The sequence below is a fragment of the Nostoc sp. genome, from assembly GCF_036916975.1.
Taxonomy (GTDB): domain Bacteria; phylum Cyanobacteriota; class Cyanobacteriia; order Cyanobacteriales; family Nostocaceae; genus Nostoc.
In genome coordinates, this window is the sequence record NZ_JBALFF010000094.1 from 63124 (window position 1) to 79034 (window position 15911).

Consider the following 15911-nt stretch of genomic DNA (forward strand, 5'->3'; position numbering starts at 1 on the left):
TTGTCAGGTGTTTTTTTGGGAATACTTAACGCAGTACTGGCTATATTTATGGCTTTTTTAAACAAAATAAACTGGAATTTTCTACGTAAAAATTATCAAAATAGCTCTGGGATAGCTCCGTCTGCCTCTGTCCAACAATCTACAACGCCATTAACCCCCAAAAACCTAGCTAAATTAGAGCATGAAATGGAGCTAGAGAGGCAGGCTCTCAAAAAATCCTCTCAGCAATTGCATAGCAAAGCCAAGCGGGGTATAGGTAGTAGACTTATTTGGATAGCAATACTTATCGGTATTCCCGTTGGTGTGATTTGGGTGACGAACCAGCCTTACCAGGTGATTCGCCGTCCGGTGATGCTCCATGCACCTTTTTTGTTGCTACCCAGCTATATAAGTATGGATAATCACTATCGACAGGCGTTGGTATCAGTCGAGCAAGCTGAACAATTGATTGAAAAAGCTACCAGTCCAGCAGATTTGGCTTTGGGAGAAGAGAAGCTCCAAGAAGCAGAAAAACATTTAGATAAGTTACCAACTTCCTTTGTTAACGATTGGTCTGAATACAGATATTGGTGGTACGACTCGCACTTTAGCATTTACGGTTTTAATGCATTTCGGAGTCAAGTTGGACAACTAGAAGCTAAGGTTTTTCAAGAAAAGAATGCTCAGTCTTTGCTTACTAATAATATGCAGACCCTATTAAATGCAAAACAGCAATATGAACACGCTGCAACAGCAACTGAGAAACAGACTGCAACATCTGCTTGGCAGACGGCGCTGAATCAATTAGAGCAGATTCCTGGTCAAACTTTGGCAGGAAAAACTGTACAAAATCAACTAGATAATTATAAACGTGAGTTTCAGGAAGTTGTGGGATTGGCCGCTGGGAACGATCGCATCAGCGCCTTAATCACCGCAGCGCGACAATTTTCCTGGCAAGCTGCCAAAGCTGGTCAAAATCCACCGCATACTGTAACTGAATGGCGACAGATAGAAAATTTGTGGATAGAAGCAATTGAGCGGCTTAAAGAAATTCCTTCAAAAGACGTAGCTGGTTATACCGAGGCACAGAAATTATTAGCAATTTATGAGGCTAATTTAGGTCAAGTTAAGGTAAGGCGGCAAGCTGAGGCAGATGCTGTGGAGGCTATGGAATTAGCACAACGAGAAATCGAAAGCTTGTTAGCTTCAACTCCTACTGATGCTCATGATGTACAGCACAATCGGGTGTTGAGCCAATTGCAAAGTATTATTAATCAGTTAGATAAAAGTGCAAAATGGTACTACAGCCTATCTGAAAGCTCAAGAGTTACTATTATCGGCAAATAATAAACTTAGGCAGCTACATACTAAATAAATGGTAGCGATCGCTTTGGTATGTCAATACTTCCGCTAAAAATCTTTGCAATATAATAAATTCGACTGTAAGAGCATACAGATGTACACCCCTAAGTAAGTAGGCGCAAATAATCATCACTGGCTCGTAGTTGCGCTTTAGCGCTAAAGCGCAACTACGAGCCAAATATAGAGATGTTACTTTTCGTTACATAGTTTAGTTTTATCTTGCCTACCTACTTACCTATATATCAGGTATTTTGTGAAATGGTATTAGTCCATTTGTACTATGTGTTTTCTGTTTGATTTCTAGCCAGTTGTGGTGAAGCGGTGACGCTCGCTCTACTTGTTTAGCGCATCTAACCTAAAAGGCTAGTTCACACGAGCGTCAACAACTGGCCATTGGGTGGGATTTTTGAGACGGGAATCGTTCCCTTGAAGAATTTTCTCAATGTCCCAGTAACCCTGTTGATATCTCAATTAAAACTGGAACAGAAAAATTTTGGATGCCAAATTGCCGAAAGCACTCAATTAATTTTGATTGGGTAAACATAGGCGTTTTTATACCATGAGAAAACGCCCCAGGTTGGCTCTAGAGCCGCTTTGCAGGATTTATTGTGACTCAGCAGTATATTAAAAACTGATGCAGAGCTTTATATATAGGAAGTTCAGTAAGCCTTATTGTTGAATCGGGGTTATGTCCAATCTAGTTAATTTGCATTTTGGTGATTTTTTCCTAAATGAATGTCCTGTTTTGCCTTTCTACTCGCTGTAGATGTGATTAGAAACGCAAGGATTATTGGGGAGAATTCTTTGAGCATCGAAAACGACGGTCGCGGCAGTGGCAGGAATTGTAATAGCTTTTGTATTAGTTTATAGATAGCGTAGGCGCGGCTCGCCTTAGATATGGCTATCGGCTGGTGAAGTTTCCTTATTAAAGTGGTCTTATGTTGAATGGGGGCAAGAGTGAAAAATCCGGATTAATGTCTTTTACCTGCTCCCAGATATAGCTCACCCACTTTAGGATCATTCAACAGTTCTTGACCTGGGCCTGAGATAGCATCGCGTCCTGACTCCAGTACATAGCCGCGATTAGCCATCTCTAAAGCCTTACGGGCATTTTGTTCCACTAATACGATCGCAGTACCCGCCTGATTAATTTGTTTAATCTGCTCAAACACTTGTGTCACCAAAATCGGCGACAAAGCAGCAGATGGTTCATCCAAAATCAGCAAACTAGGCTCCAACATCAAAGCTTTGCCCATCGCTAGCATCTGGCGTTCTCCTCCAGAGAGAGTACCAGCGCGTTGACGACGGCGATCGCTTAGTCTGGGAAACATAGTAAATATTTTATCTTTAATTGGTTTTAGGGGAACGTTAAGCACAAAAGCACCCATCTCCAAGTTCTCTTCAACACTAAGGGAGGGGAAAACATTGGCGATTTGCGGTACGTAGCACATTCCTCGCTGAACTATTTCATTGGACTTTAGCCCCACCATATTTTCACCTTTGAAGGTAATTGTGCCTGTGTGAGGAATCAAAAGTCCAAAAATTGCTTTTGCTAAAGTAGATTTACCAGCACCGTTGGGGCCAATCACAGTTACCAATTCACCTGGTGCAACCCGGAAATTTACACCTTGCAGGATATCTACATCTTTGATGTATCCAGCGTGGACATTTTGGACATCTAGTAAATAGTCATTTGTCATTTGTCATTTGTCATTTGTACTGAGCCAACGCGAGTGCGTTTCGTAGACAAGCCAGAGTATTTGTCGTTTGTCATTGGTCAACAGTCAAGTTAAAAATAGCTATTGACTGTTGACTATGGACTATTAAGGAGTTTTTTGCAACTCCGGTCGTTCTTCTGCAAGAATTGCCCCTTCTACTGGGCAAACTTGGAGACATATACCACAGTCGATGCAAGTGGCAAAGTCAATCCAGTACCAATCAGTTCCCTTGGCATTTTTGCCTGGGCCATCATGAATACAAGCTACTGGACAGGCATCTACGCAGTCAGCGACGCCTTCACAGACTTCTGTAACAATTGTGTGCGGCATGTTCTCTGATTCCCTCTTTTCTGTATCGGCTATTTCTAGCCTAGCAGGGGAGTGGGGAGTGGGGGGATGAGGGGGATAAGGGAGAACTTGCAACAAGTCTTTCCCTTCTCAAGAGTCCCCAATTCTCCTTGTTTCCTTGTCCTCTTCCCAATGCCCACTTGCCCTGAGCGACTCGTGCCAAGCATTGCCGAGGTAAGCCGAAGGGATGCCCAATTCCCAATTCCTAATTCCCAATTCCTAATTCCTAAGGCAATGGCTCAATTTTTGCGGAGCCATCAGCTTTGATCCAAGCAATTTGGGCAATGCCGCGATCGCTTGCGTATTGACGAATAGCGTCTGCATCCCTTCCTCCCAAATCAATTTCTACCCGCACTAAATCAGTAGAATCTCTGAGTTTTTGCGCGTAAGCAAAGGCAAAGGCGTTACCGCTAGCTGTCTCTGGTGCTACCAACCAGTCACTCGCGGGAGTCGCTTGTGGTAATTGCCCAGTAGACAACAGAACTTGGTATAAATCTTCGATACTTAGTCCAAAACCAATTCCGGGAATGTTTTCTCCTTGGGGATGATATAGGCCCAAAAGCTGGTCGTAGCGACCACCACGCCCTAAAACTCTGGCTTGAGATTCGGTATCGTTGACAACTTCAAAGACAATACCAGTGTAGTAATCTATAGTCTGGATAAGGCTAAGGTCGAGGATTAACGGAAATTTTTTCTCTAATTCTAGTAATTCTACTAGGGATTTGAGGTTATTCACTGCCTCTCGCTGTTCTTGGTCTAGATCCAAACTACTAACTTTTTGCAACACGTCTGCACTGGGGCCACGCAAATCCAGCATGATTCGGGCGCGATCGCGTAGTTTATCACTTAGGGGTAAAGTATCTATAGTAATGCGGTCAAGATGAGCGATCGCACTGCGAACTTTATCCTGTAAATTAGCAGGAAAAGCACTCAGGAGCGATCGGGTAATTCCCGCTTCACCTAAAATTAAATGCCATTCCCGCAACCCCAGTGCTGCTAAACAATCTGCTACTAACAGTAGTACTTCCGCATTCGCCAACAATCCGCCAGCACCTAATAATTCCACCCCAGCTTGATAAAACTCTTGCTGGCAATTATGCCTACTTTCCCAAGTGCGACGAAACACATTAGCGTTGTAGTACAACCGTTGCGGATAAGTTGCATTTGCCATGCGAGTGACAACGGTGCGAGCAATGGATGCTGTTAATTCTGGACGTAGCCCTAATTCATCATCTTCGCCATTTTGTAGTTGAATCACCATCTGACGCTGGATTGCTTCCCCCGCCATCAGAGTATCCATGCGTTCTAAAGTCGAGGTGATAATCCTGTGATATCCCCAACGATGAAACACCTGCTGTAATCTATCTTCAATCCAGCGTTTTTTCTCCACATCCAAGGGCAATAAATCCCTGGCTCCTGCTGCTGGTTGATACACCATTATTTTTTCTTCCCACCAAACAAACCGCCGAACAAACCACCACTACCAGATTTATCTGGTTGCTTATCTCCATTATTGGCGGATGAAGTCACTTTATGATCGCTAGATTGTTGTCCTATAGCTCTATCTATTTTAGGTTTCCATTGCAGAGCCGTTTCGTCGTTGGGGTCTAATTTGAGAGCATTGTCGAAGTGGATTTTTGCCATTTTTAGCTGATTTTGCTTCAAATACACCATTGCAATTAAGCTATGACACCGACTATTTTTAGGTTCTAGCTTTAGGGCTTCTTGCAACTCTACTTTGGCTGGGGCAAATTGGTTTTTGTCAATCAAAGATTGAGCGCGACGAACATACTGCTCTACAATCAAGTCTTCTTTTGGTGGCGCTGGTGGTGGTGGTGCTGGTGGTGCTGCTGGTGTATTTGACTGAGGCGTACCTGATTCGGCTTTGGGTTGAGCAGGTGGCCGCGGCGCTGCGGATGGTTTGCTTGCACTCCGCATTAAATACACTAAATTCAACTCACTAACTTGGGCAATGACTTGCAGCGCTTGCTCTAAAGAATCATATTGGGTTTCGCCGATTTTAGCGATCGCACTTTTATAGAAATGATCGAGATTAGGTGTCTGGGCTAACTGTTTAGCCAAGTCGGTGTTGAGAGCCACCGAAGTAGATTCTTGTAGTAGGCGCTTGCCAATTTGCGACAAAATTAAAATATATTCCGTGCGAGTGCGATCGCCACACAGTTTTTCGTAAGCTGGGTTAACCAGCTTTGATAACAATTCGTTTCCTAGCTCTTTGTGACTAGCACTTTCAGTAAAACTACTGTCAGGGTGCAAACGGCGGGCGATTTTGATATACCGTTTGCGAATCTCTTTGACATCCGCATCGACTGGAACGCATAAAACTGCGTGATGATCTATGAAATCATATTTAAATAGTCCACGATCTATTTTGAAAGACATATAGAGGTTTTGCACCAAAGCAGCAATTAGATTCTTTTTAGTTTACCCAAAGTCGGGGGAAAGCTCCCACCTACTAAACCCATGCTGACAGTGGTGGAACTTGTAAAAGTTCGCTACTGAGAGAGTCGTGAATATAACTATTTGTGGCGAGAATTCTACCTGACTCAATTTTGACAGGAGTACCATCGTAGGCGGTGACTTTGCCCCCAGCCTCTTGTAACAAAATTATCCCGGCGGCAATATCCCAAGGAGAAAGCCCTCGTTCCCAGTAACCATCGACACGTCCACAGGCAACATAAGCCAAATCTAGCGATGCGGAACCGCTACGTCTGACTCCTTGAGTAAGATGAGTCAGATGACTAAATTCTGCATAGTTGTTATCAGAGGTTTCGCGGCGATCGTAAGCAAATCCTGTCACTAGTAGGCTTTTATTCAGTTCTGATGTTTCCGAAACTTTAATGGGGCGACGGTTACGCGTTGCCCCCAAGCCAGCAGCAGCACGGAATAGCTCATTATGGAAAGGGTCATAAATTACACCAACTTGCGGAACGCCATTAATTAACAGTCCAATGGAAACAGCAAAAAATGGGTATTGATGAGCGTAGTTGGTTGTCCCATCTAGGGGATCTATTGCCCAAAGGTATTTATTCTCTTGATTACCTAATTTCCCCGATTCCTCAGCAAGGATAGAGTGATCCAGGAAATGGCGACGCAAAATTTCTAAAATCACCTCTTCTGAGGCTTTGTCAGCAGCAGTGACTAAATCACCAGGGCGACCTTTTTCAATAATTGCGTCTTCTAATTTACCTAAATAACCTTGCAAAACGGCACCAGCAGCTAAGGCAGCTTCTGTCGCAATATCTAGAAAAATTTGTAGATTAGTCATTAGGCAAAGAAGATTTATATAGTAATACTTTAAGTTGATCTTGTCCCTGGTTTGAGCTAGGTTATATTCGTCCAGCGAGATTAGCCACCACCGCTAGCAATTCATCAGGTTCTACAGGTTTAGCAAGGTACTTTTGAAAACCAATGGTAAGTGCCTTTTGCCGATATTCCTCGCCGACATAAGCTGTGAGGGCGATCGCCGGAGTCTGTCTACTCTGTTCTTGTTCCAACGCTCTGATTCTACTCAGCAGTATATACCCATCTTCTTGCGGCATACCAATATCAAACACAAACAGATCAAATTTAGAATTGCAAACGGCTACCATCGCTTCTTTTGCTGAGGCGGCAGCAATAACCTGAGCGCCCTGTTGCTCTAAAATAAAGTTCACTGATATCTTCCACTAACCCATCAATAAAAGATTCACCATCTGTATTTGTAAGAGTTTCGCTCCACTTTACCCACAGCGTAGTTCCATCGGCTCGATAAAGTTGTCCTTCCCAAGAGTGTAACTGTCCTTGCTGCGATCGGTACTGAAGCAAGTCTTGAGAATGGGGAAAAATATCGCTTAAGCGAAAATCTTGTGCTTGTGAAAGCGTATTCACCCCTAGTAGCCGCAAAAAGGCAGAGTTGGCTTCTAATAAGTGTCCATGTAATTTTTTTATTTGACAGTTCATATTTGAGAATCTGTTTCCTTCAAATGTGGACTCTCACTAATTGCTGTCCAATATTTTTCAAATGCTTGAATAATTTCAACTAAGCGATCAAATGTCACGGGTTTAACTAAATAAGAATTAATTCCCAGATCGTAAGCCCGATCAATATCAGCAGAATGTTTAGAGGAGGTAAGCGCAATCACTGGCAAACGCTTTATACTAGGTTGTTGCCGCAACCACTCCAGCACCTCTAGTCCTGACTTGCGAGGTAGTTTTAGATCCAGTAACATCAGCATGGGGAGAGGATAGACATGGCGATCGCTATAAATATCTTTACCTGCAAGATAATGAATAGCAGCCTCTCCATCACGAACTACTTTTAGTTGATTGCCAATATTCGCTTTCCGAAATGCCCTTTCAATCAAAAAAAGTTCATTATCGTTGTCTTCAACCAATAAAATCGTACTAGACCCTATATACATCACTTTTCCTCATATCTCAGTAATTGCAGCCAAAAGCGGCTACCTTGTCCTAATTCTGACTGGACTCCAACTTTCCCTCCCATTTGTTCTATACCCTTATAGACAAGGGCTAATCCAATCCCACTTCCTTGGTAAAAATCAGCACTATTTAATCGGATAAAGGTTTGAAAAATACGTTGTTGATTTTTAGGAGCAATACCAATTCCATTATCTTGTACCCAAAGACAAATATTTCCCTCATCTTCTTCAGTCCAAATTCTAATCTGAGGTTGGGTATTTGGAGGAACAAATTTAATTGCATTGCTCAATAAATTCAATACGATTTGAATCAATATATAATAATTACCCATCACAAAAGGTAAAGGTTTTTTAACTATAATTTCGGCTTCTTTTTCTTGGATTAATTCTTCTAATTGAAATAAAGCATTGTCTAATACCGAATCTAAAGCTATAGGCTGCACTAAAATATCAGTGTCATTAAAACTGCTATATATTAATAAGTTTTGAACTAGGTTATCTAAGGTTTGAGCCGCCATTAAAATGCGTTGTAAATAGTCTTGAACTGTAGATTCTAAGCGATCGCTAAAATCTTCTAAGATTATTTTGGCAAATCCAGAAATAGTTCTCAGAGGCTCACGAATATCGTGAGACATAGAATAGGTAAATGTTTCTAAATCTTTATTTGCTTGTTCTAATTGTTGTGTACGTTCAATGACTCGCTGTTCCAGAGTAGCGTTGAGTTGTTGGATCTGCATTTGGGCGTGGACGCGTTCAGTTATATCTTCAACCAAACCATCAATTAATGTTGTGCCATCAAACTTAGTCACGGCTTCATTGAGTAAAACCCAAACTTTTCTACCATCTGAGCTTTGTAGCTCCACCTCTCTTTCCGAAGGCTTAGACTGAGAATAGTCTCCAATCTGCAAAGCGTAGTCATTTAAATTCACCTCTTGCTCTGCTGGAAAAGCCTCCAGTCCGATCAACCGCAAAAATGCGCTGTTTGCTTCTAAAAGTTGTCCGTTTGGTAATGCGCGAAAGACACCAACATTGAGACGTTCTACAAGAGATTGTAGTCGTAAATCTAAAATAAAACTTCTTTTGCGCTCCTGCGATCGCGCCAAAGCATTTCGGACAGCAACTCGAAGCCGAATGTAGTGTTCTGTTGACTTAATTACATAGTCATCTAACCCCAGTTTCATTGCCTGGACAGCAATTTCTTGACTTCCTGTATTAGTGAACATCACAATAGGTTTTTCTGGGTAACGCGCTTTGATCGCACGCAAAACTTCAATTCCATTTGTCCAAGTTAGATCGTAATCCGTAATTACTAAATCAAAATTTTCGGAATTAATCAGTTGAGTTAACCCTTGTGCATCTAAAATCTGCTCTATATGCACTTCATCAAATTCTTGTTCTAATTGCTGAATGATTAATATTCGCTCATCTGAATCATCATTAATCAGTAAAATCCGCAATCGCTGTGTCAACATTCTATAGGAATCCTACTTGAATCTTGCTAAGTATACTAATCACTAAACCTTTATCGGACAAGCTTATAAATCAATACAGTTCAGTTAAGCAATTTTTTCCTTCTCTTTCCTCTCTCTCTGTGTCCTCTGCGCCTCTGTGGTTCGTTAAAAAAACGATTTTGACAAAGAGTGCTAGCCTTAACTGAACCGTATTGGCTTATAAATAGCTTGTATTTTCAAAAATAAAATAGGAGTCTTAGAGGATGTTTGAAAAGTCTTATTCTTGGTAGCAAAACGTTCTAGATCCCCCTAAATTCCCCTTAAAAAGGGTGACTATGAAAGATTTTGCCCCCCTTTTTAAGGGGGGTTGGAGGGATCAATAAGTGCCTCAAATCACAGCTAACCACTTTTCAAACATCATCTATGTAATAAATTTTCTGGATGGAAATGTTAACTTCTCACAGAGAGTAAACCAGAATACAAAAGTTTTACTAGTCTCTGTAGTATCATCTATAACTTTTGAAAGTTAATCAGCAGTTAGCCCTTAACTTTACTAATTAACATCCGCTTTAGGTAATTCCAACCAAAACCGACTTCCCTGATCAACATGGGATTCTACTCCCATCCGACCATTCATCCGCTCAATCCCCTTACGAACAATTGCTAAACCGATTCCTGTGCCTGGATAGGCTTCTGCTCCGTGTAAACGTTCAAATACACGAAAGATTCGATCCATACATTCTGCTGGAATGCCAATTCCGTTGTCTTGTATCCATAGACGTACCCAGTGTGTAACAAAGGGTGATATTTCTGGCGACTGAATGGTTGAATCAGTCTGTTGTATAGTAAACTCTTCAGCCCAGACATGGATTTGAGGCTGTACTCCCGGCTTAACAAATTTGATAGCATTACTTAGTAGGTTGGCCATAATTTGAATCAGTGTTGTCTGATGACCAATCACACTAAACATTTGCTCCTCAATTACAATATTTGCCTGTTGCTGTTGAATTTTTTCTTTTAACTGGTTGAGTGCCTCCGAGACAACAACATTCAGGTCAACTGATTCTAGCTTTAGCTCAATGCGACTGATGCGGCTATATTTCAGCAGGTCATCAATCAACTCATCCATTCGGTGAGCTGTATCATGAATACGACGAATATATTCCTGTCCGTAAGCATCAAGGACACTGCTATAATCCTCTAAAAATGCTTGGGTCAATCCCTGTAACCCGACTAACGGTGTCCGCAGATCGTGGGCGGTGGAGTAACTGAAGGATTCCAATTCTGCATAAGCTTCCTGTAGTTGAGCAGTTCGTTCAATCACCCGTTGTTCCAACTCAGCCGTATAGCGTTGCAATTGTTCTTGAAGCTGGGATTGGTGGATGGCGATCGCTAACTGATCTGCAACCTCTTGAACTATTTCTTGAATTTCCGAATCAAATGCTGCTGGTTGCGTTGCTGCCAAAGTTAGCTCACCAATTAGAGTTTCTTCAACCTTCACCGGCACAGTTATGCAACTAAGGGTTCCTGTGGTTAACAGCCGCTCCACGATCGGGGGGCATTGCTCAACAATTGTAAAATCTTCAACATAGCGGGTGAGTCCTTGTTCTAATACTTCCAACGGAGCAAAATCCTCAATTGCCAACGTTGTCCCTTCAGGCGGTTGTAATTCCCCATCGGCGCTACCTGCAACCACCTGGGCTAGTCCTGTTTTAAAATCAAATAAAATCACGAAAGCTTGTTGAGAGGGAATGACCTGACGCAGGCGTGAAAGTGCGGCACGAATCAGATTTTCTAAAGATTGACCTGACAAAATTGCTTGGTCAATTTTATGCAGTCCTGCTAATCGTTCAGCCGACTGTTGAGAAACTTCAGTTTGCTTGTGAGCAATCGTCAAAGCCTGTTTATAGTTTTGTGAGATCAACAGAATTTCACGTCTGATCAAGTAAGCAAGAATACTGCCAAGAACAAGTGCTAAACCAATACTCGTTGCAATCACAACTTGGCTAGTCTGTCTAACGGTATCGCTTCGCTCATTCCGCAAGTTCTGCTCTAACTGAATAATTTGGATTACTTGATTTCGTATAGCATCCATAAGCTGCTTAGAGGTACTTAAAGCAGAAACGGATATCGGTTCGCCCCGTTGTCGTCGCAGCACAATCAAGGGGAGTGCAGTATGCGCCCATTGCTCATAGCGCGATCGCAACTGAGTTAAGTTTTGCGTTTGGCGAGGATTATCTACAACCAAATTATTAAGGCGATTTAAGGCAGGATTAATTAATGGACTTGCCTGTTGATATGGTTCTAGAAACTTAGGCTCTCCAGAAAGGAGATAGCCTCGGATGCCAGTTTCCATATCAACGAGCAACCGTTGGGTATAATTTGCCTGAGCAATTACTTGGTCTGTGTGGTCAACCCACTGCATTGCCAAGAGTAGTCGCGTAATTTGCCAGAGTGTGGCTCCTGCCAGCAAGAGCATCAGACCAAACGGTAGAGCGATCGCAGTGGCCAACCTACGTTTGAGGCTAATTGGAGCAATCTTAGGTAGAGCCATTTACCAGATATGGCTTTAGAGCCAATTAAAATAATTCGTAATTCGTAATTCGTAATTTGTAATAGAGACTCCGGCACGCTGCGCGGTTTTTATGGGCTTTTGGGCTGTACGTAAATTTTGTTTTGTAATGGGCATTTAACCCCAATCGCATTACTTACCGATTTTAGAACCGGGGGACTTAAACCCACCGAACTAGTTAAAAGTTTCTAGGAATCTAAGCAGGCTGGAAAGTACCAATCTTAGTCTCTCAGCACTGGCTAAACGCCCCCTACCGCTAACAGCACTCAGCACTAATTAAAGATTTTGGCGGCGAAACTCAGCAGGAGTAAGACGCATAGGTTTTTCTGGATTCCAAATTCCTATGCCCATGAGTCTAGCCCATTGTTGGGCGCGTTCTAAACGTTGATCGTATTTGTGATTAGGCGATCGCTCAACAAACATTGCATTCCCTTGTTTCACTAATTCCTCATTCAACAACACCTTATTTTTCCACACATAAGCTAGAGTTCGCCCGATTTTGTCTTTTGTTTCTAAATCAAACTCCAGCGTTACCGATTGTTCTGCACCTCCAATTAAATTCTCTAACTGTTCTTTTGCTGCTTCCCCCCAAGGGCGCTGTCGCAAATCTGGTGCATCAATGCCAACTAACCGCACTTGGGAAATTAAATTTGGTTGTTCAGCCATGCCTATCACTTCCAAACTTTGCCCACTAACTATCCGCGCTACTTTCACTTGAGCCTCATTGTTTGGCAATTGGTTTTTACCTTGGCAACTCACCAGGAGCAATAAGCAAGCCAAAATCGCTATTTTTCGCACCCAATCACCAAGACGCATAGGCATCAAAAATTCGGTAATTTTGAATTGTTTATGTTTATTCCTCATCTAACGGTAAACCCGCTTTAACTTTCCCCCTACCAAAATAACGGCCAAACTGGAGTTCGTAGACTTCATCTTCGTCTTGCGTCTCCACCTCCAAGTCAGAACGGGGGTAACTCACACACAACAAGGCATAACCTTGCCGACGTAAATCTGGCGACAATCCGATCGCCTCCGGTTGGTAAATTTCTCCCGATAAAACTCTCACCGCACAAGTGGTGCAAGCTCCGTTACGGCAGGAAAACGGCAGTTCTACCCCTTGTTTTTCGCCAGAGTGCAGGATGTAGCGGTCTTCTGGGACTTCTAGGGTGTGGGTTTTGCCAGTGGCGCGATCGCGAACTCTAATTGTGTATGTACGGGACATCTCGATTTGCGTTTTGGAATTGGGACTTTCAGATTCAATCTAAAATATCTTTCTTTATCTTTGCATTTTATGGGATTCTATAGTATAATCGTAACTTGTGGCACCTGGAGAGGTGGCCGAGTGGTTTAAGGCGCAGACCTGGAAAGTCTGTTAGGTGGAAACGTCTACGAGAGTTCGAATCTCTCCCTCTCCGTTCTCAAAGCTAGTCTAAATATATAGTTTTAACCAGACTTATACCAATAGTCAGGTTAAAATAATTCGTAATTCGTAATTCGTAATTCGTAATTCGTAATTCGTAATTCGTCAATTTTGTTTTGTAATGAAGAGTGCTGTTGTGGGGACGGTTTGCGACTCGCATTACAACCTGGGATTTAACCCCAATAGCATTACTTACCGGTTTTAGAACCTATGCAACTTAAACCCACGGACAGCAGTTAAATAAATAGCATGATATTGGCAAATATATTCTTAAAATTGCTTTAAAAGTGGGTTAGGGTTCCGCAGAAAAACTATCGTAAAAACCAATATGGTTCAGTTAGGGACTTCCAACAAATAAATTACCCAATCTTGTGGGGCGCTCATGTTGCCATTGGTATCAACTTAACGTGAAAGCGTTGTCTTGCAAGGAACTAAAGTTCCTCTCTTATAGCTAAAGTCATCTCTTGATGACTAAATATAGCCAAAAATTTTTAGTCTACTTGAGTAGACTTGAGCTATGAGCCATGAACTTCAGTTGAGGGCGGGTGAGAAAGCCAACAGATAAGCTTTGCGCCCACTTACTTATTAACTAAACCTATTAGCACCCACACGATTTAGCAAGAAGTAACATTTGTTTATTTTTCACTCATAATTGAGCCATTTTGTAAAGTCGCCAAACTCCTACTTCAGTATGGCGACAGCCTGATGAACGGATCGGGTAAATTAAGATAAGTAAAGAAAATGCTTTGAATTAAATGGCAACTCTAAGCTTACAAGAAATTTCTACTCAGTTAGAAAGTCCGAATTTACGCGATCGCATGGTAGCCTTAGCTAATCTGCGTCATGTGTCCCCTGAGGATGCAGTTCCTTTGATTAAAAAGGTACTAGATGACGAATCTTTGCAACTGCGATCGATGGCAATTTTTGCTTTGGGAATCAAGCCGACATCAGAATGTTATTCAATTTTGGTCAGAATTCTGGAAAATGACCCCGATTATGGCATACGCGCTGATGCTGCTGGTGCTTTAGGATATTTGGGTGATGCCAGAGCCTTTGAGGTGCTTTCACGGGCATTTTATGAAGATACTGATTGGCTAGTACGCTTTAGTGCAGCCGTTTCTTTAGGTAACATTAAAGACCCTCGCGCCCATCAAATACTTATTCAGGCATTGGATAGCAAAGAAGTAGTGTTGCAACAAGCTGCAATCTCTGCACTGGGAGAAATTCAAGACATTGAGTCAGTCGATCAGATTCTGCGCTTCGCCCAATCAGATGATTGGTTAGTAAGGCAGCGTTTGGCAGAAGCTTTGGGAAATCTTCCTACTCCCAAGAGTGTCTCAGCTTTAAAATACCTAGAAAAAGACAATCATTTCAACGTTGCTGAGGCAGCCAGGATTGGCCTCAAGAAGCTTGAGGAAATGGACAATCAAGCTTAATATTAAATCCTGCTACCTTTAATAATTAAGTGGGAATTTATTCATGAATATTGAAGAGTTTTTTCAGTTAAGTGCTGGTAAATGGTTTTCTCATCGGACTAGTCAACATTTGGCTTTTAACAAATCTGAAGATAGCAAGTCAGACATCATCATTGAGACGTTGGCGCTAGATGATCCAAAAGTGAGCAAACTGTGTCAACAATACCAAATTAATCCTAGTTCCGCCTCTTGTGCTGCCGAAATTAGCTGGAACAGCACAATGGAAAAAGATCAACCAAAACACAGTGGTTCAACTGTGTTAGTTTCTGTAACTGATGCAGATAATCCAGATAAAGGTAAGTTACTGCGGGAAGTGGTTGATGCCGATAAAACTCCCGTTGCTGGACACTATAAATTTGACAGTGATGGTACTTTAATCCTAACTATAGAGGATGAAACCATGTCGTTAGAGGAGCGTCTGTGGTTTGCTAGCCCCAATTTACGAATGCGGGTAAATATCCTTAAGAGTCTTGGTGGATTTAGTATCGCTTCTTTTACTTCTGAGATTCGCATGGGTGGTTTTCCACCAGCTGTGAAGGCTTCCGAGGCGGCTAATTCAGTATCGAGTTAGTTGGATAACAAAATATTCTCCCTGGAAGCAAGCTACTGTATACATACAAGTCTTTGTTGACTTAGTTCACGTCTATCTTGAAAGCTATAGTTCTTCGATGATGAAAAGGATTTGCCCTCATCCCCCAACCCCAAATCCCAAATTTGGGATTCGGGGAGCCAGAATTTCAAACTCCCTCTCCCAAATTTGGGAGAGGGATTTAGGGAGAGGGTGAAAACTACGGTTCTCAACTTAGATAAGGTTGTTCACGTTTTATCGAATAACCCAAAGAAACCTCACCCTGGTTTTGCTTGTGCAAAACCTGTCCCTCTCCTTAGTAAGGAGAGGGATGTTTGTCAGGACTATTTGAGGTTTTAAAGACTTTTAGATAATCAGATAACTTGTGTGTACATCGTAGCCGCAAGCGAGGGGGAATATTAGTTGCTGGCGACTGAGTTGTGGACGAAAAGACATTTTTAAAGAGAATTATTGTTGAATATGGTTTATCGAATAACCCAAAGAAACCTCACCCTGGTTTTGCTTGTGCAAAACCTGTCCCTCTCCTTAGTAAGGAGAGGGATGTTTGTCAGGACTATT

General features: G+C 42.2%; 16 protein-coding genes and 1 tRNA gene. 4 read left to right on the top strand and 13 right to left on the bottom strand.

Annotated elements, in window-relative coordinates; all coding sequences use genetic code 11:
* The first annotated feature begins 48 nt into the window (after nt 1-48).
* Nucleotides 49-1326: a hypothetical protein gene (locus tag V7K73_RS23810; RefSeq protein WP_334883637.1), complete on the top strand. Its 1278-nt coding sequence runs from the start codon at nt 49-51 to the stop codon at nt 1324-1326.
* A 13-nt stretch (nt 1327-1339) separates the two neighbouring features.
* On the opposite strand, the gene V7K73_RS23815 is transcribed toward V7K73_RS23810, so the two are convergent.
* The 13 genes from V7K73_RS23815 to V7K73_RS23875 all read right to left on the bottom strand — a co-directional run bounded on the left by V7K73_RS23815 (nt 1340) and on the right by V7K73_RS23875 (nt 13091).
* Nucleotides 1340-1519, bottom strand: coding sequence for a hypothetical protein (locus V7K73_RS23815; protein WP_334883639.1), 180 nt, complete (start codon nt 1517-1519; stop codon nt 1340-1342).
* Between the two features lie 793 nt (nt 1520-2312).
* Complete coding sequence (locus V7K73_RS23820; protein WP_334883641.1) at nt 2313-3041, bottom strand: ABC transporter ATP-binding protein; 729 nt, start codon at nt 3039-3041, stop codon at nt 2313-2315.
* Nucleotides 3042-3164: 123 nt separating this feature from the next.
* Nucleotides 3165-3389 carry an indolepyruvate ferredoxin oxidoreductase subunit alpha gene (locus V7K73_RS23825; protein ID WP_012407913.1) on the bottom strand — a complete coding sequence of 75 codons (225 nt, stop codon included), beginning with the start codon at nt 3387-3389 and terminating at the stop codon, nt 3165-3167.
* 244 nt (nt 3390-3633) lie between these two features.
* Nucleotides 3634-4845, bottom strand: a complete 1212-nt coding sequence (locus V7K73_RS23830) for an ATP phosphoribosyltransferase regulatory subunit (RefSeq protein ID WP_334883643.1) — start codon at nt 4843-4845, stop codon at nt 3634-3636.
* Nucleotides 4845-5807 carry a J domain-containing protein gene (locus V7K73_RS23835; RefSeq protein WP_334883645.1) on the bottom strand — a complete coding sequence of 321 codons (963 nt, stop codon included), beginning with the start codon at nt 5805-5807 and terminating at the stop codon, nt 4845-4847. Before V7K73_RS23835 ends, V7K73_RS23830 begins: the two co-directional genes overlap by 1 nt.
* Before the next feature lie 73 nt (nt 5808-5880).
* Complete coding sequence (locus V7K73_RS23840) at nt 5881-6693, bottom strand: inositol monophosphatase family protein (RefSeq protein ID WP_334883646.1); 813 nt, start codon at nt 6691-6693, stop codon at nt 5881-5883.
* Nucleotides 6694-6754: 61 nt separating this feature from the next.
* Nucleotides 6755-7081, bottom strand: a complete 327-nt coding sequence (locus V7K73_RS23845; protein ID WP_334883648.1) for a response regulator — start codon at nt 7079-7081, stop codon at nt 6755-6757.
* On the bottom strand, nt 6996-7367 hold the full coding sequence (locus V7K73_RS23850; RefSeq protein WP_334883650.1) for a PAS domain-containing protein: 372 nt from the start codon (nt 7365-7367) through the stop codon (nt 6996-6998). The genes V7K73_RS23845 and V7K73_RS23850 overlap by 86 nt, the downstream gene beginning before the upstream one ends.
* Nucleotides 7364-7828, bottom strand: a complete 465-nt coding sequence (locus tag V7K73_RS23855) for a response regulator (RefSeq protein ID WP_334883652.1) — start codon at nt 7826-7828, stop codon at nt 7364-7366. The genes V7K73_RS23850 and V7K73_RS23855 overlap by 4 nt, the downstream gene beginning before the upstream one ends.
* Nucleotides 7828-9318, bottom strand: a complete 1491-nt coding sequence (locus tag V7K73_RS23860; protein ID WP_334883654.1) for a sensor histidine kinase — start codon at nt 9316-9318, stop codon at nt 7828-7830. The genes V7K73_RS23855 and V7K73_RS23860 overlap by 1 nt, the downstream gene beginning before the upstream one ends.
* Nucleotides 9319-9850: 532 nt before the next feature.
* Nucleotides 9851-11851, bottom strand: coding sequence for a CHASE3 domain-containing protein (locus tag V7K73_RS23865; RefSeq protein ID WP_334883656.1), 2001 nt, complete (start codon nt 11849-11851; stop codon nt 9851-9853).
* Between the two features lie 294 nt (nt 11852-12145).
* Entirely contained in the window at nt 12146-12691 is a 546-nt protein-coding gene (locus tag V7K73_RS23870; RefSeq protein WP_334883675.1) for a thermonuclease family protein, read from the bottom strand.
* 31 nt (nt 12692-12722) lie between these two features.
* On the bottom strand, nt 12723-13091 hold the full coding sequence (locus V7K73_RS23875) for a 2Fe-2S iron-sulfur cluster-binding protein (RefSeq protein ID WP_334883658.1): 369 nt from the start codon (nt 13089-13091) through the stop codon (nt 12723-12725).
* 106 nt (nt 13092-13197) lie between these two features.
* Between V7K73_RS23875 and V7K73_RS23880 the strand changes: the two genes are divergently transcribed.
* The 3 genes from V7K73_RS23880 (at nt 13198) to V7K73_RS23890 (ending at nt 15335) form a co-directional block, all read left to right on the top strand.
* Nucleotides 13198-13284: transfer RNA gene (locus V7K73_RS23880), tRNA-Ser, on the top strand.
* 760 nt (nt 13285-14044) lie between these two features.
* Complete coding sequence (locus V7K73_RS23885) at nt 14045-14725, top strand: HEAT repeat domain-containing protein (RefSeq protein WP_334883660.1); 681 nt, start codon at nt 14045-14047, stop codon at nt 14723-14725.
* 43 nt (nt 14726-14768) lie between these two features.
* Nucleotides 14769-15335: a phycobiliprotein lyase gene (locus V7K73_RS23890; protein ID WP_334883662.1), complete on the top strand. Its 567-nt coding sequence runs from the start codon at nt 14769-14771 to the stop codon at nt 15333-15335.
* Nucleotides 15336-15911 lie beyond the last annotated feature (576 nt).

Excerpts from the sequence above, each read along its gene's own strand:
- V7K73_RS23810 (WP_334883637.1), top strand. The coding sequence starts at position 49 with ATGGCTTTTTTAAACAAAATAAACTGGAATTTTCTACGTAAAAATTAT.
- V7K73_RS23820 (WP_334883641.1), bottom strand. The coding sequence starts at position 3,041 with ATGACAAATGACTATTTACTAGATGTCCAAAATGTCCACGCTGGATAC.
- V7K73_RS23825 (WP_012407913.1), bottom strand. The coding sequence starts at position 3,389 with ATGCCGCACACAATTGTTACAGAAGTCTGTGAAGGCGTCGCTGACTGC.
- V7K73_RS23830 (WP_334883643.1), bottom strand. The coding sequence starts at position 4,845 with ATGGTGTATCAACCAGCAGCAGGAGCCAGGGATTTATTGCCCTTGGAT.
- V7K73_RS23835 (WP_334883645.1), bottom strand. The coding sequence starts at position 5,807 with ATGTCTTTCAAAATAGATCGTGGACTATTTAAATATGATTTCATAGAT.
- V7K73_RS23840 (WP_334883646.1), bottom strand. The coding sequence starts at position 6,693 with ATGACTAATCTACAAATTTTTCTAGATATTGCGACAGAAGCTGCCTTA.
- V7K73_RS23850 (WP_334883650.1), bottom strand. The coding sequence starts at position 7,367 with ATGAACTGTCAAATAAAAAAATTACATGGACACTTATTAGAAGCCAAC.
- V7K73_RS23855 (WP_334883652.1), bottom strand. The coding sequence starts at position 7,828 with ATGTATATAGGGTCTAGTACGATTTTATTGGTTGAAGACAACGATAAT.
- V7K73_RS23860 (WP_334883654.1), bottom strand. The coding sequence starts at position 9,318 with ATGTTGACACAGCGATTGCGGATTTTACTGATTAATGATGATTCAGAT.
- V7K73_RS23865 (WP_334883656.1), bottom strand. The coding sequence starts at position 11,851 with ATGGCTCTACCTAAGATTGCTCCAATTAGCCTCAAACGTAGGTTGGCC.
- V7K73_RS23870 (WP_334883675.1), bottom strand. The coding sequence starts at position 12,691 with ATGCCTATGCGTCTTGGTGATTGGGTGCGAAAAATAGCGATTTTGGCT.
- V7K73_RS23875 (WP_334883658.1), bottom strand. The coding sequence starts at position 13,091 with ATGTCCCGTACATACACAATTAGAGTTCGCGATCGCGCCACTGGCAAA.
- V7K73_RS23885 (WP_334883660.1), top strand. The coding sequence starts at position 14,045 with ATGGCAACTCTAAGCTTACAAGAAATTTCTACTCAGTTAGAAAGTCCG.
- V7K73_RS23890 (WP_334883662.1), top strand. The coding sequence starts at position 14,769 with ATGAATATTGAAGAGTTTTTTCAGTTAAGTGCTGGTAAATGGTTTTCT.